Consider the following 25,573-nt stretch of genomic DNA (forward strand, 5'->3'; position numbering starts at 1 on the left):
GAGATTCTCCGAAAAAAGACGAACTGGGGCCGAAGGTAAAGACCAGGGATTTGGTGCGGATCCTGCACGGCGAGGGGTATTCGGTCCCACAAATCACGGTTGCCCTTCGCATCAATCGCACCTACGGATATGCTCTGCTCAAGGAGTATGAGCCCAAGAAGCACGAACGCTCTGACGAAGCAGGGCTTCGTCAGAAGATCCAAGAGCTTTGCGGAGAATTTCCGACCAATGGGTACCGCCGAATCCGAGTGTGGCTGTACAAGCGCTATCAGCTTCGTGTTAACCACAAGCGTGTTTACCGAATTATGAAAGAGTTAGGTTTGCTAACCCGTTCCAAAGGAGGAACGGCGAAAAGAAAAAAGCAATCGGGCCGGATCCCGGTCACCAGCTCTAATCAGCATTTTCAAGTGGATATGACGAAGATTTGGTGTGGACGTGATGGCTGGGGCTACTTGTTTGCTGTGATTGATGCCTATGACAAAGAAATCGTGGGCTATTCCTTCTCACGGTTCTGCCGAACCGATGAGCTTCTTTCTGCTGTCAACCAGGCGTTGGAAAACCGTTTTCCTCATGGGGTCAAAGGCCGTGGCCTGACGATCCGCAGTGACAATGGATGCCAAATGACCAGTCGCCGTTATGTCAAAGCTTTACAAGACGCCGGAATCAAGCAAGAGCGTACAGGCTACAACAACCCCGATGCCGATGCGTACATCGAGCGCTGGTTCCGGACTCTGAAAGAGGAAACCGTATGGCTCCAGGAATACACCACCTTCCTGGAAGCCAAAAAAGACATCGACCGCTACATCCGGTTCTACAATGCAGAACGGCCACACTCTGCGTTGGGGTACCTGTCTCCAAAGGAGTTCCGTCAACGTTTTACCTCAAATGCGGCTTAAAATGTCTGGACTTTTGGGGTTCATTAAGATGTGACGAAATTAAAAACGGCCATTGTTGGTGCAACGGGAATGGCCGGTCAACAATTTGTTTTGGCATTATCCCGGCATCCAGAGTTTGAAGTGGTACAGATGGTTACCTCACGAAATAGCAGAACATACGAAGAAGCTTTGCTGGAAAATGACGGTTCTTCTCGCTGGACACAAAGTGAAGATATCCCTTCCGATATGAAAGAAGTTCCGGTCGTCTCTTCGGAGGAATTTCGCCCTGAACAAATGGACGTTATTTTTACAGCAGTTGAATCAGATTTAGCGAAAAAATTGGAACCATGGTTTGCAAAAACAACCCCTACCTTCTCCACGGCTTCCGCTTTCCGTTATGAAGAGGATACGCCGTTAATGATTGCCGGGGTTAATGACCATCATGCTGATTTAGTACAAATTCAACAGCAGCGCCGCGGCTGGAAAGGATTTGTCGTACCGATCCCAAATTGTACAGCTACTGGTTTAGCGATTACCTTGCAGCCAATTCATAAACATTATGGTGTGAGCTGTGTCCTGATGGTTTCTTTACAATCGGTTAGCGGTGCAGGTCGCAGTCCGGGAGTTAGAACCCTTGATATACTGGACAACATCATTCCTTTTATTCCAAAAGAAGAACAAAAAGTAAGATTAGAGTTGACCAAGATTTTAGGAACAGTCTCAGAAGAACAGATTGTTCCTGCCAACATCTCCATCAACTGTATTTGGGGTTAATCCGAGATACGTGTAAAATATACAGTTGCAAATGGGGTAAGACTGAGTAATGACAGCCGTAAGAACCGACTATACAAAGCGTTTCGAGAGTTGGGGCGGGTAGTGCGAACCGTGTTTTTACTGGAATATATTTCAGACTTGGAGCTTCGCCAACAAATCACAGCTACCACAAACAAGGCTGAAGCTTATAATGGCTTTTCTAAATGGCTCTTTTTCGGCGGTGAAAGCATTATTGCTGATAATGATCCAGAAGAGCAAGAAAAGGTGATTAAGTACAATGATCTTGTTGCAAACGCAGTTATTCTTCAAAATGTAGTGGACTTAACAGCCGTGCTACGGGAGTTGACCAGAGAAGGATACGGAATCGAAAGTGAAGCCGTAGCTACTTTGAGTCCTTACATGACCAGTCACATAAAGCGCTTTGGTGACTATGTAATTGACATGGACAATGCACCTGAGCCCCCAGAACCACAATTAATCCTGCCAACTAGCATTGTGGAATAGCAAGTCATAAACTAACCAGCTCCCTTAACGTGAAACAGGCAAGGGAGCTGGTGTTATTTTGATTTGGAACAAATTTCTATTTATAACTGTATATTTTACACGTATCTCGGACTTACCCCTTCGTGAGGGGTTTTTTATTTTGGTTATAAAGTGTATGTTATGTTTAGCATTAACTTATTCTGAAGGGTTGATCGGAATGAAAGACAAACCAACTGACCAGGAATCAAAAGTGGTTTTGATCGAAGGCCAAGGGCGGGCATTAGTGGACATCGTAGGGGAGTACATATCCTACATAGCAAGCGGTTTTGACCTCACCATGAACGAGATTGCGGAATACTTGGGCTGTAGCTACAATTTTGTGCAACGTCACGTCCAAGGCAAAGTACGACACATCCAGATCAACGAAGTCGCGCGTATGGGCCTTTTCGAGTTTGAGGGAGATAGCGAATATCGACCCCTTTTTACCAAACGCAGACTATTTGATCGGAACGATTTCTTTCGCCGGTTCATCCCCCAGGAAGCGACTATCAGTAAGCCAGGTGAGCGTTTTTTTCTCGAGGACTTGTCACCTATTGCTCGGCAAAAGCTGATGGAAAAGGCGCATTTCAGCGAGAGCGAAGCCGTCAAGATATTCCAGTCAATGGTCAAAGATGCGCCCAAACGAACACGAGGTAAGAGAAATCCTGAACCTTTGGGGTATACCCCAAAAGAATTATTGAGCTTGCGGGATATCGTTGAAACTAAGATGTTCAACTACAACATGGAATCATATCGGTACATAGCCAAAAACGCGATCCCGAAGATCAAACTGTATTCACTCGTCAGATACGACCGCCAGGACGTTGAGCGGCAGCCGGCGGCGATCCTGCCGTTGGGCGTGAGCAAAAAGTCAGTTCTTAATTGGATTGAGAATCAATTGATGTGACAGCCCGGGCCTTTCCGGCCTTTTTATTATGTTATATCTATATGTAAATTATTGCGATCCCGAACATCTCAGAGAGGCTTCTAGACGCCACTTTTTTTGTTCCTTGTGGTTCTCAAGTCATTTTTCCATTTACTGGAGAGATGGCCCCAAAATCGACACTCGCTCCCTCCACTCCAAAAAGGGAATGAATTTACTTTACAGAACCCGAATTCTGTCATTATTTTTGTTCCGAACCCATTGAATTTACTTTACAGAATACGATATAATGAAGGTGAAATTGACTTTACAGAATACATAACCAATGAGGTGATCGCGATTCATTACCTAGACCAATTTGAAACCTGGCTCAAACAGGAGGGAAAAGGTTCCCTGACCATCGATGAATATCTTCGATCCGTCCGGCTCTTCGAGAAATGGTATACGGAAACCAATGATGCCGATTTCATCCCTAAAGACATCACGACCTTGGATGTCCAGGATTGGAAGCAACACATGCAAATCAACGAAAAATTGAAACCGGCTACCATCAATAAACGAATCTCCTCCCTGAAGGTTTATTGGTCCTTTCTCATTGATACGGGCCTGGCTCCGGTTGATATCACGAAAAAGGTGAAAACCAAGCGCTCCTCTCAGGTCAACGAGGCTCCGCGCTGGTTAGAACGCAAAGAAGTGGCGAAGATTCTTCATGCCGTTGAAAGCGTCAAAAATGAATGGAAGCGCAAGCGGGATAAAGCGATGATCATGTTCATGTTAAGAGCCGGCCTGCGGATCAGTGAAGTGAAGGACTTGGATCTGATGGCGGTGGACGAAAGATATTGGCGTGTAACCGTCACTGCCGGAAAAGGCGGAAAGTGGCGCATGGTCCCCATGAATCCCGATTTGATGACGGCTTATAAGGAATGGATGGAACAGCGCGGCCAACTCGAAACCGACCGCCTCTTTGTGACCCGCAAAGGCACGCCGATTACACGCCAGGGCATCCATGACCAATTAAAAAAATACTTCCTCGTCTTGGATGACAAAGAAGTATCTGCCCATTGCTTGCGCCATACCTTCTGCAAAAGCCTGATTGATCAAGGCGTGGATATTCAAAACGTGGCTGCGCTCGCTGGCCATGAATCCATCGAAACAACCCGGCGCTATACGACACCTTCAGAAAAAGAGCTGAGAAAAGCTGTTGAGCTTATTAGTGAAGAACGAATGTAAATCTGCTGACACAGTAAACCGCTCAGGCGTTATTTTCGCCCCTGCTTATGAATAAATATAGGCACAAGACGGCCTGAGATAATGAAAGCTGCCCCCGCGACAAAAGGGCAGCTTTTTTCATTCATAAAAACATGGGTCTAGGAGCCTTTCTGAGCGATGAAAAATCGTTCCGAATACCCTAGGTACCCCCAGTTTGAAATAGGGCATATAAATCGAAAAATCTAAATCATTCCGGGACTATTTGGAACACTCTAGCAAAAGAAGGATTTTGAATAGGTATAGGGAAAATATAGAAGATATGGGCTAGATATGATAAAACCGTTTCTAATGGATTTGATTATATCGTTAAAAGAAAGGAGAAATAACATGAAGGAAACTCATTTACTTACCGAGTGGCAACTCAAGACGAAATCTTCGGACATATCTATTCACCTTTACTGGATGCCGCAAAAATATCAGGAAAAAGATTTGGTTGAAAAGGAAATAGGTAATTTAAAGTACTCTGTCTCAAGGCTAAATGGATTTATTATTGTTGAAAGTGCGGCTCATCTTCTTGGATCGTTTGAAGAAATCAAGGCATGGGGAGATGTAATTCCTCTTCGACATGAATATCGGTGCATTGATTTGACTTCATCAACAGAGCGGCGCTTATTGGAACGTTTATTATCTCGAAGTTTGGAAAGAGCTCAAGATGCGGAAAAGTTCAACGCAAGACGGCGTACGATAGTTCCCAAAAATGATCGCCAGGTTGTTGATGATTTCGAAGTAAGGAGAACTTTAGAGTTTGACATCACCGTTTCTTCTAAAGGTAGGATCTCTGTGGGATTTGACCTGTCTCATGAGTTTACTCATCGAAAAAACGTATACCAGCTGATTAAAGAACAATCGGATTTAATTGGTCCGAATTGCAAGGTAAAAGACATTGTATACGGCAGAACTTATTTTTTCAAGGAAGTCTTAGATAAACCGATCTCGTATCCTCACCTTTCAAGTGGCGAGAATCTCATTGATTATTATAAAAATAAAGGTAAGGGAAATTACGTAAAATCTCTCCGTTTTGAAACCCCTGCCGTTTCCTGCGTTTCAAAAGAAGGTGCTGAGCCTTTGCCTTTTATTCCTCAGTTGCTCAAAATTGTTTGTTCATGGGATAAGGTACCGTTTGATGCAAAGAAGAAAACAAAAATGTCTACTAATCAGCGCATGGATGCATTGATGAACATGATTAAGGATGCCTTGGGAGCTTGGAAACAAAATGCGGCTTATTTGCCTATTGAATATGATAAGCGTGGGCTTTTGGCGAATGAGACAGGATATCTTATTAAACCATTGAAAAAACCTAACCTTCAGTTTGGAAAAGGGGTGAAAGGAATTTCTGCATTCGCTTCACTATTAAGCGGTGGAGTTGTATCCCCACCTTCTCAGCCGATTGAATGTCAATTTCTTGTCGATGCTCAAATTGTTAAGGAATTTATCAAGGATTTTAATGGAGAGCTTGATTTCCCTCTATTTAGAAGATTGTCCTATTTATCGAATCAACTCGGTGTTCCAATGGTAAGACCAGATTTTAGGAGCAAGCAAATTGTTTTAATACGCTTTGATGATCCGGTTCGTTTACGTATGGAGTTGCGGAATATTAAGGAACATATGAATCCTGAACATCCTATCCTCATCGTTGGAAAAAAAGAAAATTTAAAGAAGAAAACGGGGCCGGATCAAGGTGACTATTATACGTTACTTAAACGGGAATTGGGCAGGGAACATAAATTTTCCACACAAGTGGTTACTTTTGAAACCAGTGAATACAAGAGTAAAAAGAGAGACGAGAAGAAAAAAAGGGAAGATTTAGAACGTGTCTATATGAATATCCTACTGGGTATCTATGTGAAAATGGGAATCCACCCTTGGAAGCTAAGTGATCGTCTTCATTCAGATTGTTTTATTGGATTGGATGTATGCCATGAAAAAGATCTTCATATCACGGGTGTTATTCAAGTTATTGGACAAGATGGGCTACCGCTTTGGACAAAACCGCTTTCTAATCCGGAAAGAGGAGAAGTCATACGAAGGGAAACAATCGAAGACACCATTTATAAGACATTGGATAAGTTCAAACAAATGAATGGGCGAATTCCTCAGCATATTACGTTTCACCGGGATGGCCATGGCCATAAAGACGAACTAAAGGTTATTCGCGAATTGCTAGAACCCCTGCAAATCAAGTTTGATTATGTTTCAATTGAGAAAACCCTAAATCGTCGAATGGCGTATAAAATACAAGGGAAGCCTGAATGGTTAAATCCGGTGGGTTTTGCTTATGTGAAAGATGGAGAACGACTTGCTTACCTCTGCACAACTAATCCAAGTGAGTTTGTAGGGATGGCCCAACCTTTTCGGATGATCCAATGGACTGATTCCCTTAAGTTTGACCTGATTATTGAAGACGTGTATCGATTAACGTTTATGAACATCCATTCCATCAATAAGTCGAGATTACCTTCAACCATTAACTACGCTGACAAAAGTGCTAGTTTCTTTGCGCGTGGGATGCTACCGTTAGACACGGAAATGCCAATTCAATCAGTTTGATTATTAAAATCGATTAGAAAGGAGTGAATCTATGGACATTCAAACAGGATTGTTTGATAAAACGGGGTATACGCCTAGTTTGCACGTAATTAAAGATGGGCAACCAATGGAACTTTCATTTGAGAAGATATTTGATCATTCCGTCTATACTGAACTACTCGCAGTTACTTATGTTGCTTCCCCCCGCTTCTTTTTTGAGCAAACGAATGGATTTGAGAAGATTCAACTAATCCTTGGCATTGCTGATCCCAGCCAACATCATCAAATTTATCGTCATTTCTTGGATCAGAAGAAGAGATTAGACGATTGGCACTCTTTTCCCGAAGAAGTAAAGGAAAACCTTTTGCAAGAACGTTATCAACTTCGTTATCCTGAGCCTGGCACTGTCATTCACTCAAAATTCTACTTAATGCATAATCCTCAAACCAATCAAAAACGCATAGCCGTCGGCTCGGCCAACTTTACAAAAAACGCATTGGTTCAACCTAACCAATATGAAGAACTGTTGGTATATGATGATCCGGTTCTCTACAATGTTTATTTTGATCGGTTTTATGCATTAAAGGCCAAAACCCAAGATTACATACCGGATATGGTGCGTAGAAAAACAAAAGAAGAGACCATTTGCTTGTTGCCCAATGATCCTGATTTGCTTACAGATTTGCTTCGAGAAGAGCTAGTGAAGCTTAGCCATAAAGAAATTGCCGTGTCGGAAGAAACATTTAATCAATTGGACCAAGAAGTGAAGGAATTGGCCAAATCACAAGAAATCGCAGACCGGGTGAATCGTTTGGTCTTACTAACGCACAAAAGTGACAAAAAACAAGGAATGAAAAAACTATTGACGGTCAAGCAGCTTGAACAAAAGATACCAAAAATCCGGGCACTCATTTCTCCCACTTATCAACGAAAAGAACATTTAGATCCTAGGCCTTTGCTCATTGTTGATCGCGGCAATCTTTACTTGTATCACAAAGAAAAAGAAGATGAGCGAGCTACCGTGTTTAGCAAACCAGCTGCTATTGAAACAATTCGGGAACAACTTCAATTAATTCATCGATTCGTCGAAGCCTATCGAACATTTACCAGCAAAGGAGATGTTGCCAATCAAAAGAGGGTGTACGAAGCTATCCTGTATGCATTTGTATCACCCTATATCTGGAAGATGAGAGAGGATTTGATTTTATCTGGAGGCGGTGACGCTAGCCAACGCTCACAATTTCGTCCCTTTTTAGTGTTGGCGGGTAGGGCCTTGTCTGGGAAAACTACCATCTTGGAGTTTATTGCAGATTTGATGGGATATAAAGGAACAACCAAATTTATTTCTTACTCCAAATTAAATCGTGCAGATAGCGTTCTTCCCTTTATGGAATCGGAATTGGTCGCACCCGTATTAATGGATGAGATCAGCCAAGCTTTCTTTACCGGTACTGCCGGAGAGCGTGTAACCAAAATGGGTGCCAATGACTTAGAAGGGGTTCATCCCTGCTTGATTGGAACCACTAACGCGGCCGATTTTTCGATGGAATCTCAATTAGCTAGGAGAATTTATTGTTTGTTTATCAGCAATACCTTTGATACTAATCGGTTAAAAGAATCCAGCGAATACCTTTTCCAAATCAAATCTAAAGTGACAACAGACTTATTCCGAGACTTCACTTACCGTTTGGCACAACGTATCCAAGGAGATGAACCTTTTGCCTTTGAAGATGATCCTGTGAGGGTAGCACGACTAATTTTTAAGGAGTATTACCAACAAACAGGTCTAAGCCAGCCACCATATTTTCCGGAAGGTAAGCTAAACGACTATTACGAGCGCGGAAAGCTAATCTGGAGAAACTTATATATTCAAAACAAGAAGGCTTTCAAAAACAGAAAAGACAAGGTGTTTGTAAATATTGACGAACTTACGACTAAAGGGGAGCGCAAAAGTAGGAAAATACTTATCAGCTATATCCCTGCAGATATCGTGGATGAAGAGACTGGTGTATTGGTTTTAGATCGGAAAAAATTTTTCTCATTCATAGGTCTGAGCCATTGGTGGGTTCTTTAGAAAAGCAAAAAACTTCGATCTGCGTAGAGCAGCCGCAAAATGATGTAACAACCTAATCTACTTTTGTGGGTGATGTCAAGTCTTTTCCCACATTCTCTCTTTTAATACACTGATTCTACAAGATGATAGAATAAGGTGGTCCCTATGAGCGAGCAAGAAATCCAAGTACTTCTTCAACAAATCCTCGAAGGGCAAAAGCAGCTCATGGAAGAAATGAAAGGAATTCATAGGCGTTTAGAGAGATTGGAATCGAAGAAGTACCCTTCACAAATTCCGGACAAATGGCTAGAGCAGCAAGAGCAAGAAGCGATTGATCTATGGAAGAGAGTTTTAACTAAGGTAAAAGGGCGAATCTCCGAGCCCAGCTTTATTGCTTGGTTCCAAGAAACCAAAGCGATTCAGATTGAACAAGATACAATCATCGTCTATAGTCCGAATCACATTGCCCGGGATTGGCTTGATACTTTCTATACCTCGCTTGTTGAGGACATTTTCTTCTCCCTTTCTTCACCGGTTCAAAAAGTACACTTCGTTACATCTGAAAAAAGTGATTCCCTCCCCGATCAACACATTGTTCCGACTCCTGTGGAGATCCCACCCTTAACAAGGATTTCAGAAGCTGAGCAAATATGGGCGAAGGTTTGCTCAATCATTCAAGAGCGGATTTCTCGTCCAAGCTTTGAGACCTGGGTTAAACCGACAGAGGCGCGGGGTATTCATGAGAAAAAACTATATATTTCCTGCCCGAACGATTTTGCCAGGGATTGGCTCTCTTCACGCTATGCTTCCTTGGTAGAAGAATGTTTGGATACACTTGAAATCGACGTGCAAACAGTCGAGTTTGTTTGTGAGCATTCCATAAACGTCATCGAGAAACCAGTTCTTTGAAGCTAAAAGCACCTGATTTTTAGGGGGACACAAGTAAGTCCGGGAGTGAGTCTATACCCCTTGGAAACAAAAACATGGCCCTTAGAAGCGATTCTAGGGCCGTTTTTGTAAACGGAATTATTGCAATGTTCATCTGTTTGTGTTTCAAACATGTCTATAGAAGAAGCCCTATCTCAATGATAGGACTTCTTCCGGGGCTGATTCACCCTCTCGATTGTGTTATAATGGGTCCGCTGAATCATTTGGCAAGGCCTCTTGCGGTGTGCTGACCGCAGGGGCTATTTAGTTTTGCTCCAGATCCGTTTGATCTCCTCGATCTCTTCCTCGCTGATCAACTCCACTTCCATACCGTACTCAGTGCGAATTCGCTCCTGAGTGGCGAGCAACCGGTTCAGCAGCTCTTCCCGGGTCTTCAGGGTAAACGGTCCCAGCCCCAGCGTCTTTTCCACCGGGAACAACTCGCCTTCCACGGGGACTTCCACGATCAGGTGGAGGTCTTCCACCGTCCGAAGGTCCACACCGTTCCGCTTCAGCCAATCGTCCAGCTCGCTTTCCGGAACCCTCACAGCCCGGCTCCGATCCACTCCGTCTAGATTCGTCGTCAGATACCGTCTCCCGTTTATCATTTGCTTTTGGCGTTTCCGGCGGTCTCCTCGAATCTCCACCAGATGGTTCCGGAACTCAAGGAGAGGTTTGAGCCATTCCACACCATTGTTGATGAATCCACTCAGCGCCTTGTCCTCGTTCACCACAGTGCAGGTCCAGCAACCAAACCGGCTGTTTCCGCATGAAACCTTTTTGCTATCAGCATCGATCACTAAGGGGCATTCACCGTCACTGTCTTGGTAGAGCTGAAGGAGTTGGTGGTTTTCTTTCCCCCAAACTGGTTCATCAAGAAGGAACTCCCAAACGTCGTCCGTGCTCCAGTCCTTGATTGGTGCGAAGGTGTAGGCGTTGGGCAAGGTGCTATGCTTCATCAAGTGGCTGCCTTCGATTGTGTGTGACCGGATCGATTCCGCTCGGCTCTTCGATTCGTCCATTCGTACGCCGAGCACCATGACGACTTCCCCGTGTTCGGAAACTTTGTCAAGGATGAAACGATTGGCCGGTTTGATTTTCATGCGATCCGTACACCACCGGAACTTTTGCCGTGGAGACGGATAGCCTTTGCCCAGCAAAGACACCCAGAAAGTGTCTTTCAGCGCCGGGCGGACTTTCTGCACCTGCACCGGCAGCCCGGCTCGATCTGCCTCAGCCTGTATTTTGGCAAGTGTCTTGTTTATCTGGTTGATAATGAGTGGCGTTTCAACCAAAGTATCAGATGAGATCACATAAACCTTTTTGTGTCGCTTCTCTGATTCCAACTCACCCAACGCCTGTAGCGTGAGCTGAACGACGACGCTGGAATCTTTCCCGCCGCTAAATCCCACGACCCACGGGCGCTTGTCTGACAAGTACACTTTTTTGATTGTCTCTTTCGCCCCAATAATCTTTTCATTTTCCGTAAATATGCTGATCACTATTTTTCATCTCCTTCAAAATGAATTTGAATCTCCCGCGTTTTCCCATCGGTTTTGAAATTTGTAACCCGCCTATCGAGTAAATCCGTCGAAATTTGGCTAATCAGGCTTTGCAACGTCACTCTTATAGTCCTGCCATCTATCGTGGCTCCTCCCGGTGTCGGATTGGGCAGCTTAACCCGGATCACTTTTGCCATGCTGATCACTCCTCTTGTTGCATGATCCGGCCACATCCGCAAATGATGACGATGGCCGGTATATTCATCACCACAGACTTGGCGCACTTGTCGCAGCGGTAGACGGTTCCTTTCGGCTTTCTTACGGGCGCTTTCTTAGGCTCCGGTTTTTCCGACATCGAAAACAAGTCAATTTGAATGAATCCTGCTGGCAAACTCATGATTTTCTACCTCCATGATCGCTTTAAGTATCTGATAGGCGACTTGTGGCACTATCGCGTTTCCCAGTGCTTTTAACCGGTCTTTTCTGTGTTTGACTCCCTCCGCTACTCTCGGCGGTTCCCAGGGATATTGCTCTTGACCTAGTCCTGCTGGCCATCGATGTCCGTCCAACCCGGAGGAAAACCCATGAGGCACTCGACCCAAGCCGGATTGAGGGAACCTTTCTGCCCTTCTCGAATCAGCGCCCCTGGAACCGAATCTCGTTCCTTCTGTGACGGTGGCAAGGTGGCGTTTTTCCCATCCTGTGCTGTCGGTGTTGGCCAAAGTAACCCTGGCGCGTGTTTTGCTTGATCCGTTAGCGTCACCATGCTTTGGCCGGTTGCTAAACATTTCTCGTACAGTTCCCGGCTCTTCGGCCCCCGGATGGCCTCGGAAGCTTGAGGTGTGCGCCACAACCCAGACTCTGTCTCTCCGATGCGGCGCTCCAACTGCTGAAGCTGGTATAATAAACGTCCGCGCTTCGTAACCTTCGTTTTCCAAGTCATCGATGACGAGATCGAGGGCCAGTTTGACAAAGCCATTAACGTTTTCGATAAGTACCCAAGGGGGTCGAAGCTCTTGGATGATTCGGTACATTTCAGGCCAGAGGTGGCGGTTATCGTTGATTCCTTGTTGTTTTCCGGCGACTGAGAAGGGTTGACAAGGTACCCCACCGCAAACAAGTCCAATTGTTCGATCGCCATTTATCACACCGTCCCTTTCTAGTTGCTCTTTGGTAATCGTCCGAACATCGTTGTAAATTGGAACGCCAGGGAAGTTATTGCGTAGCACCTTCTGACAGAATGGCTCAATCTCGCAAAACGCCGCTGTCTCCATCCCGGCCCAATGCGCTGCCAAACTGAAGCCCCCGATACCGCTGAACAAATCAAGCACCCGCATTTGGTCTCCCCCTGTCTGTAACTATCGGCATTAATTGGATCTTTTTCATGAAAATCATGGCCGACTTGAACTGCTCCTGTGCTTCCTTCATTCTCCTGATTTCTGCCCTTCTCTCTCTTGCGCGTTCCCTTGCCCTTTGCCTTGCTTCCTGCGCTTTTTGTTCCTTCTCTCGCGCTATTTCTTGTTCCACTTCTTCCAGATAATCGGAGAACAGTTCGAGTTGCTCCCCAATTCGTGGATCAATCATTGTGGATGCCCTCCTGTAACCGCAATGATTAAGTCTTCAACATGAATACCAAGCTCTGCCGCGATTTCATCCGCCTTCTGTTCGGCATCGTAAATATCGCCTGTTATCATATCAATTGGTTTCGGATTGTGAGGTAAGAAAAATTCGTATTGATACTTCATACTCGCCATCTCCTCTCAAAAATCCCACGGTTTTTCTTCTCGTAAAGCCTTATCGATACACTCGTCGCAAACCTCGACCCAATTCTCGGTTGGCTTTCCGCACTCAATGCAGCGGTACTCTTCATGCGTCATGCTGTCCGCCCTCCTACCGCTTCATCCGATCATCCGGCGGTGTGTCTTGTTGAACCACTCTTCCCATTTCCGCCATGCTTGTTCCAGGCTCAATTCATATCGTGGTACTTGATAGCGGCGAATCACCAGCCAAAACTCGATCATGCCCTCCTGCAACTCTTCTGGTTCGATCCCGGCAAACTCGGTCTGGATCTCTTGGATGTCCGGAATCTCACCGGTGTACATATAACGATGTTTGAGGTAGTTATACACATGCCAGCGGTTCATTCTAATTCCTCCCTCATCTGTTGTGCTCGTCTGCAAAGCTCGTTATAAAGTTTTAATCCCTTAGCATAGTCTTCAGGTCTAATCAAAGGATTTTCTAGATATTCGGCCCCTTTGACAATGCGATCAAGAAGCTCGAAATACTCTGCCTCTGTCGCCACCTTACTCATCCCTTTCTAGCGGCGGGAGGTCAATGAATTGTTGATATGCGCCGTAGAACCCATACCGGAAACGATTGACTCCAACGTCACGCCCTTTGGCGATAATAGATTGAATCACTTTCCCGCCTGGAGCATATTTGCCGGGGTCCGTATCCTCTGGATTTTCCCAAAGGAATTCAACGACATCCGCATCTTGTTCAATGTCTCCGCTTTCCCGCAAATGTTCGAGCGACGGTTCAAGCGCTCTTTTTCCTTCGCGGTTCATCTGGGCCAACAGTATAAAGACACAATCCAATTCCATCGCCAATCGTTTCGCCGCTTGCGTCACTTGCCCGATGGCCTGTTGTCGGCTCATCCCTAACGGTTGCGGGATGTTCATGATCCCCAAGTAGTCAACGAATATCGCCGCAATTTGCCCATTTTCCCGTTTTGCTTGCCTTGCCGCCGCCGCAACTTCTTCAATCGTGACGTTTTTGGCATCGGCTATGCGTATTGGAAGCGGTGCTATTTCCGATTGATAAACCTTCCTAGCGAGTTCTTTTTCTTTGGTTGTTAGCTGTTTAAGCCGGAATTTGTTTAGCGGGATGCCCATGATTGACGCCATCATTCGGTTAGTGAGCGCCGGCCGTTTCATCTCTTGCGACCAGACCAAGCATTGACCTTGCCCCTGCGCTGCAATCCCGCGGAGCATTTGCAGCATCTTGGCCGTTTTCCCAACCGATGGCCGAGCCGCCAGGACGTATAGCCAACCGCGCCCTAGTCCACCGATCCAGTTGTCAAAGTTCTTAAAGCCAGTTTTGATGAAATCGTCTTGCTTATCCAGGTAATCGAAATATTCATCTTCCGCGTCCTTGACGTGAATCAAATCGCCTTGAGCTGCCGGCCTGATGGATGTGGCCAGTTTCTCAATCTCAGCAAACATCTCTTCCAAATCGTCATATGGCTTATTGGATAATGCGGAAATTTGATAACCGACATCATAAACCCGGCGCTTTATCGCGTTCTCCCTAACAATTTTTGCATGGTATTCGATATCAGCAGTTGTAAGTATGTTGTTTGCTAATTCATGCAAGTAGATAACGCCACCAATTTCGTTCAGCCGTTTATATTTGTGCAATTCTTCGGTAATACTGACGATATCGATCTTCTTATCGGATTTATAAAGGTATTTGATCGCTGTCCAGATCAACGAGTGCGCCGAATGTTGGAAATCGCGAGGTTCTAGCCAAGCGACTTTATCTATTTTCATGGCGTCCCGCAAAACTGAACCAATCACGCTTTTCTCTGCTTCCAAGTTCCCCATCACAGTTAACTCCCCCATTTTCTTTCTTTCAGATCTGCCAGGCTCACCCGTCCCTCTAACCAATCGGCTAATAAATCAGCGTCATTCATAGGATGGAATCCAGCATCAATGAACTGTTGAACCTTGATTTGTCGATCTCGTTGTTCTAAGCGTTTTCGCTCGATTTCTTCCTCACGTCTTTTTTGCTCTTCCCAATAAGGCCGGGGTTTAGTTTGCTGACCAGACTGGTTTCTATTTTTCAAAACCATCAGCTGTCGCCGCGCTTCATGGACATTCGTGTTTCTCATAATGCCTAAAGTGTAATTTTCATCCTTGTCTTTGCTGTATTTTTCGATGTGGGTCCACAAAGCAAAGGTGACAACATCTTGATCAAACTTCTTCCACTCTTCCCACAAGCCAGCAACAATGCTCGCGGCGATCCGCTTTGTTTTTCTTCTAAACCTGATGGCGTTGATGTATTTGATGATCAGCTTTTTAGGGACTCTATCGAACGGGTTGGAATCCGATAGGATTTCAACAAAAGATTCAACATCGGCATCGTTAGAAAGATTTTTTCTTCCATTTGTTTCCGGCGAGAGCGGTTCTTTTTCTTTTATTTCTTTATCTTTCTTTATTTTTGTCCCCTGATCCGTCAACTGTTCCGTCAACTGATGCGTCAACCGTTCGCTTTCTCCATCTTGGTTAAACCCTTGATTTTCTTGGTCTTTTACCACTTCAATTAGTGTCAACCGTTCCGTCAACTTACCCGTCAATTTATCCGTCAACTGAATCGCTCTTATTTTGATGTAACCACGCTGTTCCAATCGCTTCAGCGCTTTCTGGATAGCCTGATGGCTATATTGCTTATAGCCGCGCCCTTCCTTATATTTCAAGTCTTCCGCCAATTTACGATACGAGCGAATCCATTGCCCGCGCTTAACATGAACCCCTTCGATCGTCGTCCCTTCTTCTTGGTAAACCACATTTCGAAGAATTAGAGACATGAGCCGATATTCTAAAACATTGTCAAAAAGATCATCGAATAGGTCCTTACTCATTTTGAAAAATCCTCCCACATCTATTCCTCCAGTCTGGAGACCCCGTATCGGCCCCCCTTTCGGTCAACTCATATACTGTAACGCACCATTTTGCGTTTTTGCGTCCATCATGATCCGCTCCTTTGTTTTTTTTGAGCCGGGGCCGTTTCAGCCCCGGTTTGTTTCACTGCCAGCGTTTCCGCGCGATCTCTAGGCATTTTTGGCAGCTAACTTTGACCCGCTTACTCTTGTCAGCATCGATGTCGCTCACATTCAAACGTTCATGCGCCGCCGGGTTGGTGATCCGTGCTTTACAGAGGAACTCGCCCCGCTTACGTTTGAACCGTCCTTCGTTGATATCTTCCAGCAGGAGAACATGTTGAGCGCGGTTCTTCTGGCTGAGGTACCGACTAGCCGATGGGATACGTTCAGCTACTCGCCACCGAACCGGGATTCTCAGGGCCTTATTGAAGGCCAGAGCCGCCGCCCGGATCGCTTCCACCGGGCGGAGTGCGTTCAGGTTGAGGGCCATTAGAATTCACCACCATTGCTATGGCTCAAGATCTTCTCTAGCTCCTTGTCATCAATTGATACATCTGGATCGATAATTTCACCAGTTTCGGGATCGACATCAATCACTGTTTTGTTTTGAACCAAATGAGCCTTAGCAACCTCTTTCAGCTCTTCTGATGAATGGTTTTTGAAGTACTTATACATCTTCCTTAACTCATCCAAGGTCATGTCATTGGCACTTTCTTTTCCGGTTTCAGCCTTCATGATCGTTTTGGTTTCTTCTTTGGTCAGCTTTTTCTCATTAGCTGCCGCATACATAGCCTTGATTCCACGTTGTCTACGTTGTTCTGGAGTTTCTTGTTTTTGTTGAGGCTGATTTGCTTGATAATACTCCCGTTCATTGATCTCCTCTGCGCTAACTTCACCGAAGCCTACCAGATCGAGAATAGCGCGGTTTTTTGCTCGGGTGATTGCGTGAGCGCGAATGTTATGGATCGTTTGGTGCTGTTGAATTTTTTCATCCATAGAACAGCTCCCATCCGCTTCTTGATATGCTCCCGTCCCTAGATGAATGGCTCTCGCTTTCGCTAACCAAGCGATCATCTTGCCGTTTTTGTCGTACAGGGGTTCATCCTGGATAATCTCACAGCTTAGATTGAAAAAGCGTTGCACTTTGCGAACGAATGATTTCTTTGGGTGGTTCCGTACTTCACCAGTTTTTTTGTTTTTAAATGGCTGGAAATCTTCTTCTGTACCAAGACGGGTTTTTAACTCTTGATACAAACGGAATTGCTCTAAAGCTTGCTCAATCGTTCCTGCTGGTGTAATCATTCCAGTTGTTGCAGGTTTTTGTTTTTGGTCAACCAAGCTTAAGTGGTTAGCGCTCATTCGCAATCGCTCCCTTGATGTGGTATAATCCTGTCAAAGTGATTTTCAAAGCGACTTTTTCGTAAAGCTCACCACAGTTGCCGCTGCGGTGGGCTTTTGATTTTCCATCCAACGGACCAGGCCATCCAGGGTCAACCAGCCGTAAATTTTCCCCTTGCGGCGGATCTGGAACTTCAACACTCCCCTATCCACCTTTGCGTAGACCCGCATCGGTTTCACCTCCTTCCAAGTTGCATATATAGCACGTTCAGTTTCTCATTAAGCAACTTCGAGGTTTAAAAAAAGAACTTTAGATAACTCATCAATCGCTAGGCCGAGCTCCCTTGCTATGATCGGAAGATATGCAGCCTTCATTTCAATTTCGCCTCTTTCGATTCGGTTATAAGTGCTTTTATTGACACCAAGCGCTCTGGCAATTTGCACTTGCGTAACATTTTTCTTCTTACGAACTGCGGCCAATGCTTTCAGGTTCATTCATCTCACCTCCTTTTAGTTTCGTGATTTGCAACCTCTATAATCATTATAGTTGCTTATATTGCAACTTTCAACCCCTTTTTTCAAAAAAATCGCTTCATATGATAAAATTAGTTGACTGAAGCGAACAATCGATTTCTTATCACGAAACTTTGTTAGTATAATAAGGTTGGAGGTGTTTACTTATGTTTCCGGCCAGACTAAAGAAGCTACGTAAAGAAAGAAAATTATCTCAAGATGAATTCGGGCACTACATGAATGTAACAAAATCAACTGTTTCACGGTGGGAAGCTGGAATAATCAAGCCACCGTATGACAAGATCGTAGAAATGGCCGATTTTTTCGGAGTGTCCGTAGAATATCTATTAGGCGAGTCTGATGACCAAATCAAAAAAGAACCAATAGATCTTATGAAAATTCTTCGTGATCGCGAAAATGACGAACTCCCTCATATCGACGGCGTTCCAATTGACGAAGAAACAGCCAAGATCCTTTATTACCAGCTGAAAGCATTCAAAGAGAAGCTCCTGGAGGAAATGAAAGAAAAAAAAAGAGAGATTAGCGCTTAGGAGGTGGTGCAATGTCTGAGAAGCTGGATCTCATCTTAGAGAAGTTGAACTCACTGGATCAAAGAATGGACTCGCTAGATAAAAAAGTGGACTCCATAGATAAAAAAATAGACTCACTGGATCAACGAGTTAAAACCCTTGAATCTAATACAAACACTATACAGGAAATGGTTGCATCAATAGCCGAAGATGCAACCGAAATCAAGGAAAAGCAGAACCGTCAACAAGTAGCAATGGAGAAACTGGCGCTTCGATCGATTGAGCATGAGGCTAAACTTGAGCGAATCAAATAGTATATTTCTTGGTTGCAATCGCACTCATTAGCTTTTTTATATCCGTTGTCTTAGAAATCCCCAGGATCCGCGCAACTTCGTACATCTCACGTAACAGCAACATCCGATAAGAAACATAATCGCCTGCCGCTTTTGGCATTGGCATTGTTTCTCGGATTGTCATTGGTTGCATGAGCTGATCACCTCGGGGATTTTTTATTTTAAAAAGGGAACGTATGTTTTTATTATACCAAAAAGGTCACATCGCTCTGGCATTTATTACGGATCTCGTTCTAGTTGAATAAACTGGATTGAATGCGGTATTGACAAATACCGGATAATTTAGGTAGTATAATTTTTAAATTAATGATACTCATCAGATGACCATAAGAGGTAAATGGGTGAATGCAAAAATGAAAACGATTCCTCAATTTAAGATACGTAAAACGTATGAAGAAGTTGCTGACTATATAAAAGAACAAATCATGAATGGAGTTTACAAACCTGGGGATCGATTGCCTTCTTTTCGCGAATTTAGCGAACTTTTGGGAGTCGGTCAATCAACCATACGGGAGGCAATCAGTTCTCTTAAAACGATGGGGCTTGTTACTATTCGTCATGGCGAAGGCACATTTGTCACCCGATTTAATCCGGAAGATGTACTATCAGGATTTGAGATGATTCATCCGGTTACGGAACAAGACGTTATGTCACTCTTAGAGGCTCGCAAAATCATTGAGACAGGAATCGTTCAATTAGCTTCCGAAAGACGGTCTGATGAAGATTTAAAACGCATAGAAGAGGCACTTAACGAAATGGAAGATACCGTAGCAAAAGGAGATTTGGGAGACAAAGCCGACTTAAAATTTCATTATGAAATCGCCAGAGCTTGCCATAATCCGGTTCTGGAATTCATGATGCAATCCATTTCAGAAACGATGGGAAAGACATTAAAGGCAAGCCGCGAAAAAATGTTTCAAACCAAAGGATATCCGGAACAACTCCTGGCTGAACACAAGGATATTTTCAAGGCGATCGCTAACAAAAATTCAAAAAAAGCGGAAGAAGCCATGCTATACCATTTGCTTGGCGTAGAAAAAGAACTGCTTGATTAAGAGCATGAACAAACATTGTTTTTTTACACTAGTCATCAGATGACATTATCATATTAATACTTTCTGAGGCTATTTCATTCACAAATAACATAAAAACAAGGGTGTCGAAAACCAGGCCCTAAGAGGTGGATTTCATAATGAAAGTAGCATTGTTTGTTACTTGTTTGGTAGATATGTTCCGAACGAACGTGGGAAAGGCAACTGTAGAATTGCTAGAACACTTGGGCTGTGAAGTGGAATTTCCGGAATCGCAGGTGTGTTGCGGACAGCCAGCCTATAACAGTGGTTATGTAGAAGAAGCAAAAAAAGCGGCCAAAAACATGATTCGTGCATTTGAAAAAACAGAGTATGTTGTGACTCCTTCCGGGTCTTGTGCAACGATGTTTTTAGAATACGCACATATTTTTAAAGATGATCCGGAATGGAAGGATCGTGCAAAAGAGTTAGCAGAAAAAACATATGAACTCACGCAATTCATAGTGGAAGTTCTGAAGATAACGGATGTAGGTGCAAAATTAGAAGGAAAAGCAACGTATCATACCTCTTGTCATATGAAGCGTTTATTAGGAGTGAAGGACGCACCGTTCACTCTCCTTTCTCATGTGGAAGGATTACAAGTCGAACCGTTGCCAAATGCTCAAAATTGCTGCGGTTTCGGGGGAACCTTCTCGGTGAAAATGAGCCCGATTTCCAAACAAATGGTGGATGAAAAAGTAAACAGTGTGATGGAAACGGGAGCCGATTACTTAATTGGAGCAGATTGCGGATGTCTTATGAACATTGGGGGACGTATGGAGCGTTTGGGGAAAAAGGTCAAAGTCATGCATATTGCTGAAGTTCTAAACAGCCGCTAAGGGGAGATAAACAATGGCGATGAAAATAAATGACAAGAAGTTTAATGACCGGGTGAATCAAGGGATTCATGATTCCGTGATGCGTAGAGCTGTATCCTCCGCTCAAGAACGATTGTATACCCGGCGTTTATCGGCTGCCGAAGAACTTGGAAATTGGGAACAGTGGCGGGATCTCGGAGAGCAAATTCGCCAGCATACATTAGAAAATCTCGATTATTATTTGATGCAACTTAGTGAAAATGTTTCCCGGCGCGGCGGTCACGTGTTTTTTGCCAAAACAAAAGAAGAGGCCGTTCAATATATTAAGGAAGTGGTAGAACGGAAGCAAGCCAAGAAAATTGTCAAATCCAAATCCATGGTGACCGAAGAAATTAACATGAACCAAACGTTGGAAAGCCTCGGCTGCGAAGTGATAGAGAGCGATCTTGGGGAATATATTCTGCAAATCGATGATCATGAGCCACCGTCCCACATCGTAGCGCCTGCACTCCATAAAAATAAATCGCAAATTCGCGATATATTCAAAGAGAAACTCGGTTATGAACAATCCGATGATCCATATGAAATGACAAAATTTGTTCGTGGTATTTTGCGTGAAAAATTCATGGAAGCCGAGATAGGGGTAACAGGATGTAATTTTGCCGTTGCAAATACCGGCTCGATTTGTCTAGTAACCAATGAGGGAAATGCCGATCTTGTGATGTCAATCCCGAAAACACAAATTGCGGTCATGGGAATGGAACGCATTGTCCCTACAATGGAGGAATTAGATGTGCTTGTTAGTTTGCTGTGCCGAAGCGCAGTTGGCCAAAAGCTGACAAGCTATATTACCGTTGCAGGTCCAATTGTGGAAGGGGAAGGAGACGGACCTGAGGAGTTTCATCTTGTAGTTGTAGACAATGGACGTTCTGAAATCCTAGGGTCGCAGTTCCGTCAAGTGTTGCAATGTATCCGATGTGCCGCCTGTATTAATGTTTGTCCAGTTTATCGCCACATAGGTGGTCATTCTTATGGTTCAATCTATCCAGGTCCGATTGGTGCCGTCTTAACACCTCTATTAGACGGCTATGACGACTTTAAAGATCTGCCCTATGCATCTAGTCTGTGTGCGGCGTGTACAGATGCTTGTCCGGTGAAAATCCCACTGCATGAGTTATTAATAAAACATCGTCAAGTGATTGTAGAGAAGGAAGGGCGTGCGCCGCTTGTAGAGAAATTGGCAATGAAGATGTTCGAAATGGGAGCTTCTTCAGCTGCGTTGTATAGGCTTGGTTCAAAACTTGCTCCGACTGCGACGAGTCCATTTACTTCCGGGGAACGATTCTCCAAAGGGATTGGACCTTTAAAAAATTGGATGGAGATTCGTGAATTTCCAGCTCCGAGTAAAGAGCGTTTTCGTGATTGGTTTAAAAAACATAAGAAAAAGGGGTAAACGTATGAAAGGAACCATTCATAATCGTGACTCATTTTTAAATCATATTGCCAACCAGCTTGGCCGAGAACGTAGAATAACCGGTGTAACTCGTCCCAAGTGGAAACAGAACGTTCATTGGGAGGTTATGAAGGATTACTCAGAAGAGCAGTTGCTCGAAGTATTCAAGGAACAGTGTCATAACATAAATACAACAGTGATCGAAACGTCCAAAGAGCGATTGTCTGAAGTATTAAAGAAACTTGTTTCAGAGAACGGTGGCGGACCCGTTATGACGTCCCAAGATCCGCGCTTTGATGAGTACGGCTTAACCCACTTATTGAAGCAAGAATGGCCGAGTGAACATGTCATTATCTATCAATGGGATGCAAAGAAGAAAGAAGAAAATCTTAAATTGGCAGAAAAAGCGAATTTCAGTATTGTATTTAGTGACTATGCATTAGCTGAATCAGGTACCATTGTCGTAAAAACTAGAAAGGGACAAGGACGTGCCCTTCATTTCTTGCCTGCTAATTATGTAGCAATTATACCGCGCCATACGCTAATGCCTCGTATTACGCAAGCCGTTCATGATATGAATATTTTAGTAGAAAGTGGAGAATCCCCTCCTTCCTGCATCCACTTTATTTCAGGTCCAAGCAACTCTGCCGACATTGAGATGAATCTTGTTGTCGGGGTACATGGCCCGTTAAAAGCATACTATTTGGTGGTATAAAGGGGTGTTGGGTGGGTAAGGCAGGCAAATATCCAACCAGATTAACGTATATTGATTGTAGGGGGTGACATAGGAATCCTCCTAATAGAGGCCGGATTAAAACCTAATCCGGAAGACATTAAAGAATTACAGAAGTAACTCGTTGCGCTAGATTAAAATTTGCTCTTTCCAGCAGTGACCATCACCATTGGAAGAAATAGCCCAATAAACAAGCAAAGTATGTGCAAGTAGAGTTCCTTCCAAAATTAAATTGTCAAACCCAAACTGCGTTTTTGCACTCATCAAGAAATAATCTTAAATTATTCGTTTTATCAATCCCCATGATCCCTGCTTGATAGGAGACATGGCCCCCGTGTCTGGGGGCTTATGTTTGTTAGTTGCACAGCTGATCACCTCTGGGATTTTAATTATACCACAAAATACGAATATATGTTCCTATATAATCGAAAGCAACAACCACCGATCAGGCAACTCAAAACGGCTAACTAATTTACTCCTAGGCAAAAAAATAAAGCCCAAAAAGGGCACAACATGAAGGGCCAAGGATTGACGATGAATTCAACGCAATCGGTGACATTTCCTTTCCGTGAAAAGACTAGGGTGAAAAGGTTTCCCTGGTCTTTTTTATGTGGCTTTACGTATTAAACTACGGTCAAGTATGTACAAACTATAAAATTCTGAAGGGTTCATTACGTTAAGTTTCTTTTTAATCTCAGGGGTATGATAATCTTTATCCCCTGTCACAAAGACATGAACATTATGATAAATAGCTGTAGACAAAATCATTAAGTCGTTTTCATCTCTTATTGGCGGGATATCTAATAAGCTTATCTCCTCCTCGTTTGGGTGAGAAAGGACATCAAAAGGTAGAAAAAAAGACAGGCGCTCCCAAATCAATTGCAAATGAGGACTTTTTTGAAATCGATTTGTCAATACTTTTCTTACCTCGTCCAAAATGAAGGGGCATATTAACAAATGATCTCCCCTCTGAATCACTTCTTTAATTAGCTTGCCAGGAGCGCCTTTCGTTCCCATAACAGCGGAAATAATAACGTTCGAATCAATCATAATACGTAGCGTTTCATCTGTTGGCATTCCGTCTCTCCTCTCGAAGTTTTCTTAGGTCTTCGAGCAATTGTTCCTCAGTGATCCCTTCTTGCTCTGCTGCCAGCTGTATTAAGTTTTGTAAACGGTCAAATGTATCAAGATTTGCTTTTCTTAATACAATCTCACCACGTTCATTTTTTCCAAAGGCAAGCCGATCACCTGTTTCAAGCCCCAACTCTTCTCTAATATTTTTTGGGATAGTAACTTGCCCCTTTGAAGTCAATCGGGCAAACTCCATAATTGCCATTCTGATCACCTTCCGTTTTCCTTACTTGTAAGAATTCCTTACCCTTATTATATCCTATTTAAACAATAAAATGCAGGCTGATCCACAAGTTATTGATCCTGTCTTTTTAAATTTCATTTCCTTCACTCTGGAAAGGGCTTATCTTTTTGCACTAAAGACCAGGGTGCAATACCCTGGTCTTTTATATAGCTTTTTTCTCATTTGTAGCGGCCATTTCATCTTTTGCCCCAATTGTTTGCACAGATTTCCCGGGGATCACCGTCAGTTTTTCAATCCCAAGCGCTTGCAGGATTCGATTGGCTTTTTCTATGCTGATACCTTGATAATCAAATCGTTCATCTTTGCTAATTTGAGGTTGAGAAACCCCCAATCGCTTTGCCAATTCGCTCTGAGAAATGCCTTTCCAGATTCGCAACTTGACCAAGTGAGATCCGAGCTGATGTAGCGGAACTGTATCTTTTTCAAACTGACCGGCAACGACCTTTTCATATTCCCTTAGCTGAGCCTTAAACTCATCATAAAAAGCCCCGCAAGCGTATTCTGCTAAGCGAATGAAATTCTCATCTGCCCCCTGTTCCTGAAGTTCTTTCCTAACTTTTGCTCGCTCTTTTTCTATTTCCTCCACTTGCTTTTTTATCTTCAAATATTCTTGCTCTGACTTGATTTTCAAGACGATCACCCTTTCAAAAGGAGTTTGACAATTCCTTTCTCAATACCGTTTTCATCATAGCGAAACAATTGATCGAACTTGATTCGTCCACCGTCCTGATTTTGAAAAGCATAAACCCCGTAGCAGTTCGGGTACACCTCGCATCTAAATTGATGCCACATCTCCGACTTCATCTCTCCATCCGCATTTGGACGTTTCTCCCACCAATTCCATACTGGTACAGTTGACAAGGAATTAAGTTCGTGTGCCAAGATATAAACCTGTTCTAAGGCTTGATATCTGTTTTCTACTTTTAAGTCCAGCTCAAAATAGGCGTCAATATCACCTGGCTTTTCCTTGATAGAACAAAAGGACCCGTCTAAAAACACTTCATCAAATCCGAGTTGCCAAAGTGGTTGTAATAAGACCTCTAAATTAAGAACAAGATATCTCCTCCAAGGTTCATTCCAAACGGAAACTGATTCGTCGCCTTTAACCAAAATGGATTCCTTCAGCTCATCTATTGTCATTTCATGTATTCCTGGAGGTAAATACCCGTACTCATTAAATCGCAGCAAAAGTGCTCCTCCTCCAATATACCCCAAATATCAGATAGGTATAACTTCTAGGTTATACATTTGATCACCTTGTGAAACATGATAAAAAGACCAAGGGATGTACCCTTGGTGAGATTGATGACAAACCCCCCCCTTTTCTTCGGAAAAGGAATGGGGTTTTGTATATTTCTAGGATATATACAGATAAAGTAAACCTGATGTGACCTAT

Annotated in this window: 32 protein-coding genes and 1 pseudogene; 14 read left to right on the top strand and 19 right to left on the bottom strand. The window is 43.8% G+C overall.

Annotated elements, in window-relative coordinates; all coding sequences use genetic code 11:
• The 8 genes and pseudogenes from I8U17_RS16110 to I8U17_RS16145 all read left to right on the top strand — a co-directional run.
• Positions 1 to 896, top strand: an 896-nt coding sequence (locus tag I8U17_RS16110; protein ID WP_198059816.1) for an IS3 family transposase, incomplete at its 5' end; no start/stop codon positions are given.
• 30 nt (positions 897 to 926) lie between these two features.
• Positions 927 to 1,649 (top strand): Asd/ArgC dimerization domain-containing protein, encoded by a 723-nt coding sequence (locus I8U17_RS18895; RefSeq protein ID WP_198059817.1) that lies wholly within the window; start codon positions 927 to 929, stop codon positions 1,647 to 1,649.
• A 39-nt stretch (positions 1,650 to 1,688) separates the two neighbouring features.
• Positions 1,689 to 2,153, top strand: a pseudogene (locus I8U17_RS16120) (Tn3 family transposase); the annotation flags it as partial.
• Between the two features lie 196 nt (positions 2,154 to 2,349).
• Positions 2,350 to 3,078, top strand: a complete 729-nt coding sequence (locus I8U17_RS16125; RefSeq protein ID WP_198059818.1) for a hypothetical protein — start codon at positions 2,350 to 2,352, stop codon at positions 3,076 to 3,078.
• A 237-nt stretch (positions 3,079 to 3,315) separates the two neighbouring features.
• Positions 3,316 to 4,284, top strand: coding sequence for a tyrosine-type recombinase/integrase (locus tag I8U17_RS16130; protein WP_198059819.1), 969 nt, complete (start codon positions 3,316 to 3,318; stop codon positions 4,282 to 4,284).
• A gap of 366 nt (positions 4,285 to 4,650) precedes the next feature.
• The gene (locus tag I8U17_RS16135; RefSeq protein ID WP_198059820.1) at positions 4,651 to 6,870 is read left to right on the top strand and encodes a Piwi domain-containing protein; all 2,220 of its coding nucleotides are present in this window, start codon (positions 4,651 to 4,653) and stop codon (positions 6,868 to 6,870) included.
• A 31-nt stretch (positions 6,871 to 6,901) separates the two neighbouring features.
• Entirely contained in the window at positions 6,902 to 8,923 is a 2,022-nt protein-coding gene (locus I8U17_RS16140; RefSeq protein WP_198059821.1) for a phospholipase D family protein, read from the top strand.
• A 144-nt stretch (positions 8,924 to 9,067) separates the two neighbouring features.
• Positions 9,068 to 9,811, top strand: a complete 744-nt coding sequence (locus tag I8U17_RS16145; protein ID WP_198059822.1) for a DnaA N-terminal domain-containing protein — start codon at positions 9,068 to 9,070, stop codon at positions 9,809 to 9,811.
• Positions 9,812 to 10,089: 278 nt separating this feature from the next.
• Here I8U17_RS16145 and dndC read toward each other — a convergent pair whose 3' ends face one another.
• The 14 genes from dndC to I8U17_RS16215 all read right to left on the bottom strand — a co-directional run bounded on the left by dndC (position 10,090) and on the right by I8U17_RS16215 (position 17,827).
• Positions 10,090 to 11,331 carry a DNA phosphorothioation system sulfurtransferase DndC gene (gene dndC / locus I8U17_RS16150; RefSeq protein WP_370589276.1) on the bottom strand — a complete coding sequence of 414 codons (1,242 nt, stop codon included), beginning with the start codon at positions 11,329 to 11,331 and terminating at the stop codon, positions 10,090 to 10,092.
• A complete protein-coding gene (locus tag I8U17_RS16155; protein ID WP_198059823.1) occupies positions 11,331 to 11,528 on the bottom strand; it encodes a hypothetical protein in 198 nt (65 codons plus the stop codon). Before I8U17_RS16155 ends, dndC begins: the two co-directional genes overlap by 1 nt.
• Before the next feature lie 5 nt (positions 11,529 to 11,533).
• Positions 11,534 to 11,728 (bottom strand): hypothetical protein, encoded by a 195-nt coding sequence (locus I8U17_RS16160; protein WP_198059824.1) that lies wholly within the window; start codon positions 11,726 to 11,728, stop codon positions 11,534 to 11,536.
• Complete coding sequence (locus tag I8U17_RS18470) at positions 11,697 to 12,668, bottom strand: DNA cytosine methyltransferase (RefSeq protein WP_232331156.1); 972 nt, start codon at positions 12,666 to 12,668, stop codon at positions 11,697 to 11,699. The genes I8U17_RS16160 and I8U17_RS18470 overlap by 32 nt, the downstream gene beginning before the upstream one ends.
• Positions 12,655 to 12,915 (bottom strand): hypothetical protein, encoded by a 261-nt coding sequence (locus tag I8U17_RS16170; RefSeq protein WP_198059825.1) that lies wholly within the window; start codon positions 12,913 to 12,915, stop codon positions 12,655 to 12,657. The genes I8U17_RS18470 and I8U17_RS16170 overlap by 14 nt, the downstream gene beginning before the upstream one ends.
• Positions 12,912 to 13,076: a hypothetical protein gene (locus tag I8U17_RS16175; RefSeq protein ID WP_198059826.1), complete on the bottom strand. Its 165-nt coding sequence runs from the start codon at positions 13,074 to 13,076 to the stop codon at positions 12,912 to 12,914. Before I8U17_RS16175 ends, I8U17_RS16170 begins: the two co-directional genes overlap by 4 nt.
• A gap of 153 nt (positions 13,077 to 13,229) precedes the next feature.
• Positions 13,230 to 13,475 (bottom strand): hypothetical protein, encoded by a 246-nt coding sequence (locus tag I8U17_RS16180; RefSeq protein ID WP_198059827.1) that lies wholly within the window; start codon positions 13,473 to 13,475, stop codon positions 13,230 to 13,232.
• Positions 13,472 to 13,633, bottom strand: coding sequence for a hypothetical protein (locus tag I8U17_RS16185; protein WP_198059828.1), 162 nt, complete (start codon positions 13,631 to 13,633; stop codon positions 13,472 to 13,474). The genes I8U17_RS16180 and I8U17_RS16185 overlap by 4 nt, the downstream gene beginning before the upstream one ends.
• 1 nt (position 13,634) lies before the next feature.
• Positions 13,635 to 14,927 (bottom strand): replicative DNA helicase, encoded by a 1,293-nt coding sequence (locus tag I8U17_RS16190; RefSeq protein ID WP_198059829.1) that lies wholly within the window; start codon positions 14,925 to 14,927, stop codon positions 13,635 to 13,637.
• A gap of 14 nt (positions 14,928 to 14,941) precedes the next feature.
• Positions 14,942 to 15,973, bottom strand: a complete 1,032-nt coding sequence (locus tag I8U17_RS16195) for a hypothetical protein (RefSeq protein WP_198059830.1) — start codon at positions 15,971 to 15,973, stop codon at positions 14,942 to 14,944.
• A gap of 163 nt (positions 15,974 to 16,136) precedes the next feature.
• Positions 16,137 to 16,484 (bottom strand): hypothetical protein, encoded by a 348-nt coding sequence (locus I8U17_RS16200; protein ID WP_033099398.1) that lies wholly within the window; start codon positions 16,482 to 16,484, stop codon positions 16,137 to 16,139.
• Positions 16,484 to 17,353 (bottom strand): hypothetical protein, encoded by an 870-nt coding sequence (locus I8U17_RS16205; protein ID WP_198059831.1) that lies wholly within the window; start codon positions 17,351 to 17,353, stop codon positions 16,484 to 16,486. The genes I8U17_RS16200 and I8U17_RS16205 overlap by 1 nt, the downstream gene beginning before the upstream one ends.
• A gap of 45 nt (positions 17,354 to 17,398) precedes the next feature.
• On the bottom strand, positions 17,399 to 17,563 hold the full coding sequence (locus I8U17_RS16210) for a hypothetical protein (RefSeq protein WP_198059832.1): 165 nt from the start codon (positions 17,561 to 17,563) through the stop codon (positions 17,399 to 17,401).
• A 48-nt stretch (positions 17,564 to 17,611) separates the two neighbouring features.
• On the bottom strand, positions 17,612 to 17,827 hold the full coding sequence (locus I8U17_RS16215) for a helix-turn-helix domain-containing protein (RefSeq protein WP_198059833.1): 216 nt from the start codon (positions 17,825 to 17,827) through the stop codon (positions 17,612 to 17,614).
• A 185-nt stretch (positions 17,828 to 18,012) separates the two neighbouring features.
• On the opposite strand from I8U17_RS16215, the gene I8U17_RS16220 reads away from it, so the two are divergent.
• Positions 18,013 to 18,396 (top strand): helix-turn-helix domain-containing protein, encoded by a 384-nt coding sequence (locus tag I8U17_RS16220; RefSeq protein ID WP_198059834.1) that lies wholly within the window; start codon positions 18,013 to 18,015, stop codon positions 18,394 to 18,396.
• Between the two features lie 11 nt (positions 18,397 to 18,407).
• Complete coding sequence (locus tag I8U17_RS16225; protein ID WP_052153900.1) at positions 18,408 to 18,689, top strand: hypothetical protein; 282 nt, start codon at positions 18,408 to 18,410, stop codon at positions 18,687 to 18,689.
• Here I8U17_RS16225 and I8U17_RS16230 read toward each other — a convergent pair.
• Positions 18,682 to 18,861, bottom strand: coding sequence for a hypothetical protein (locus tag I8U17_RS16230; RefSeq protein ID WP_198059835.1), 180 nt, complete (start codon positions 18,859 to 18,861; stop codon positions 18,682 to 18,684). The genes I8U17_RS16225 and I8U17_RS16230 overlap by 8 nt on opposite strands.
• 208 nt (positions 18,862 to 19,069) lie before the next feature.
• Between I8U17_RS16230 and I8U17_RS16235 the strand changes: the two genes are divergently transcribed.
• The 4 genes from I8U17_RS16235 (at position 19,070) to I8U17_RS16250 (ending at position 22,784) form a co-directional block, all read left to right on the top strand.
• Positions 19,070 to 19,783: a FadR/GntR family transcriptional regulator gene (locus I8U17_RS16235; protein ID WP_198059836.1), complete on the top strand. Its 714-nt coding sequence runs from the start codon at positions 19,070 to 19,072 to the stop codon at positions 19,781 to 19,783.
• 137 nt (positions 19,784 to 19,920) lie between these two features.
• Positions 19,921 to 20,637: a (Fe-S)-binding protein gene (locus I8U17_RS16240; protein WP_033099393.1), complete on the top strand. Its 717-nt coding sequence runs from the start codon at positions 19,921 to 19,923 to the stop codon at positions 20,635 to 20,637.
• A 13-nt stretch (positions 20,638 to 20,650) separates the two neighbouring features.
• Positions 20,651 to 22,069 carry a LutB/LldF family L-lactate oxidation iron-sulfur protein gene (locus I8U17_RS16245; protein ID WP_033099392.1) on the top strand — a complete coding sequence of 473 codons (1,419 nt, stop codon included), beginning with the start codon at positions 20,651 to 20,653 and terminating at the stop codon, positions 22,067 to 22,069.
• Between the two features lie 4 nt (positions 22,070 to 22,073).
• A complete protein-coding gene (locus tag I8U17_RS16250) occupies positions 22,074 to 22,784 on the top strand; it encodes a LutC/YkgG family protein (RefSeq protein ID WP_033099391.1) in 711 nt (236 codons plus the stop codon).
• Positions 22,785 to 23,408: 624 nt separating this feature from the next.
• Here I8U17_RS16250 and I8U17_RS16255 read toward each other — a convergent pair.
• The 4 genes from I8U17_RS16255 to I8U17_RS16270 form a co-directional block, all read right to left on the bottom strand.
• A complete protein-coding gene (locus I8U17_RS16255) occupies positions 23,409 to 23,879 on the bottom strand; it encodes a putative toxin-antitoxin system toxin component, PIN family (RefSeq protein WP_198059837.1) in 471 nt (156 codons plus the stop codon).
• Positions 23,866 to 24,138, bottom strand: a complete 273-nt coding sequence (locus I8U17_RS16260) for an AbrB/MazE/SpoVT family DNA-binding domain-containing protein (protein WP_232331157.1) — start codon at positions 24,136 to 24,138, stop codon at positions 23,866 to 23,868. Before I8U17_RS16260 ends, I8U17_RS16255 begins: the two co-directional genes overlap by 14 nt.
• A gap of 181 nt (positions 24,139 to 24,319) precedes the next feature.
• Positions 24,320 to 24,808, bottom strand: a complete 489-nt coding sequence (locus I8U17_RS16265) for a helix-turn-helix domain-containing protein (protein ID WP_033099389.1) — start codon at positions 24,806 to 24,808, stop codon at positions 24,320 to 24,322.
• Positions 24,809 to 24,813: 5 nt separating this feature from the next.
• On the bottom strand, positions 24,814 to 25,365 hold the full coding sequence (locus I8U17_RS16270; RefSeq protein ID WP_033099388.1) for a DUF6932 family protein: 552 nt from the start codon (positions 25,363 to 25,365) through the stop codon (positions 24,814 to 24,816).
• Between the last annotated feature and the right edge of the window lie 208 nt (positions 25,366 to 25,573).

This window comes from Thermoactinomyces sp. CICC 10521, from assembly GCF_016055135.1.
Lineage (GTDB): Bacteria > Bacillota > Bacilli > Thermoactinomycetales > Thermoactinomycetaceae > Thermoactinomyces_A > Thermoactinomyces_A daqus.

Coding starts and splice junctions, on each gene's coding strand:
- I8U17_RS16125 (WP_198059818.1), top strand. CDS start 2,350: ATGAAAGACAAACCAACTGACCAGGAATCAAAAGTGGTTTTGATCGAA.
- I8U17_RS16135 (WP_198059820.1), top strand. CDS start 4,651: ATGAAGGAAACTCATTTACTTACCGAGTGGCAACTCAAGACGAAATCT.
- I8U17_RS16140 (WP_198059821.1), top strand. CDS start 6,902: ATGGACATTCAAACAGGATTGTTTGATAAAACGGGGTATACGCCTAGT.
- I8U17_RS16145 (WP_198059822.1), top strand. CDS start 9,068: ATGAGCGAGCAAGAAATCCAAGTACTTCTTCAACAAATCCTCGAAGGG.
- I8U17_RS16155 (WP_198059823.1), bottom strand. CDS start 11,528: ATGGCAAAAGTGATCCGGGTTAAGCTGCCCAATCCGACACCGGGAGGA.
- I8U17_RS16160 (WP_198059824.1), bottom strand. CDS start 11,728: ATGAGTTTGCCAGCAGGATTCATTCAAATTGACTTGTTTTCGATGTCG.
- I8U17_RS18470 (WP_232331156.1), bottom strand. CDS start 12,668: ATGCGGGTGCTTGATTTGTTCAGCGGTATCGGGGGCTTCAGTTTGGCA.
- I8U17_RS16170 (WP_198059825.1), bottom strand. CDS start 12,915: ATGATTGATCCACGAATTGGGGAGCAACTCGAACTGTTCTCCGATTAT.
- I8U17_RS16175 (WP_198059826.1), bottom strand. CDS start 13,076: ATGAAGTATCAATACGAATTTTTCTTACCTCACAATCCGAAACCAATT.
- I8U17_RS16180 (WP_198059827.1), bottom strand. CDS start 13,475: ATGAACCGCTGGCATGTGTATAACTACCTCAAACATCGTTATATGTAC.
- I8U17_RS16195 (WP_198059830.1), bottom strand. CDS start 15,973: ATGAGTAAGGACCTATTCGATGATCTTTTTGACAATGTTTTAGAATAT.
- I8U17_RS16200 (WP_033099398.1), bottom strand. CDS start 16,484: ATGGCCCTCAACCTGAACGCACTCCGCCCGGTGGAAGCGATCCGGGCG.
- I8U17_RS16205 (WP_198059831.1), bottom strand. CDS start 17,353: ATGAGCGCTAACCACTTAAGCTTGGTTGACCAAAAACAAAAACCTGCA.
- I8U17_RS16210 (WP_198059832.1), bottom strand. CDS start 17,563: ATGCGGGTCTACGCAAAGGTGGATAGGGGAGTGTTGAAGTTCCAGATC.
- I8U17_RS16215 (WP_198059833.1), bottom strand. CDS start 17,827: ATGAACCTGAAAGCATTGGCCGCAGTTCGTAAGAAGAAAAATGTTACG.
- I8U17_RS16220 (WP_198059834.1), top strand. CDS start 18,013: ATGTTTCCGGCCAGACTAAAGAAGCTACGTAAAGAAAGAAAATTATCT.
- I8U17_RS16225 (WP_052153900.1), top strand. CDS start 18,408: ATGTCTGAGAAGCTGGATCTCATCTTAGAGAAGTTGAACTCACTGGAT.
- I8U17_RS16230 (WP_198059835.1), bottom strand. CDS start 18,861: ATGCAACCAATGACAATCCGAGAAACAATGCCAATGCCAAAAGCGGCA.
- I8U17_RS16240 (WP_033099393.1), top strand. CDS start 19,921: ATGAAAGTAGCATTGTTTGTTACTTGTTTGGTAGATATGTTCCGAACG.
- I8U17_RS16245 (WP_033099392.1), top strand. CDS start 20,651: ATGGCGATGAAAATAAATGACAAGAAGTTTAATGACCGGGTGAATCAA.
- I8U17_RS16250 (WP_033099391.1), top strand. CDS start 22,074: ATGAAAGGAACCATTCATAATCGTGACTCATTTTTAAATCATATTGCC.
- I8U17_RS16255 (WP_198059837.1), bottom strand. CDS start 23,879: ATGCCAACAGATGAAACGCTACGTATTATGATTGATTCGAACGTTATT.
- I8U17_RS16260 (WP_232331157.1), bottom strand. CDS start 24,138: ATGGCAATTATGGAGTTTGCCCGATTGACTTCAAAGGGGCAAGTTACT.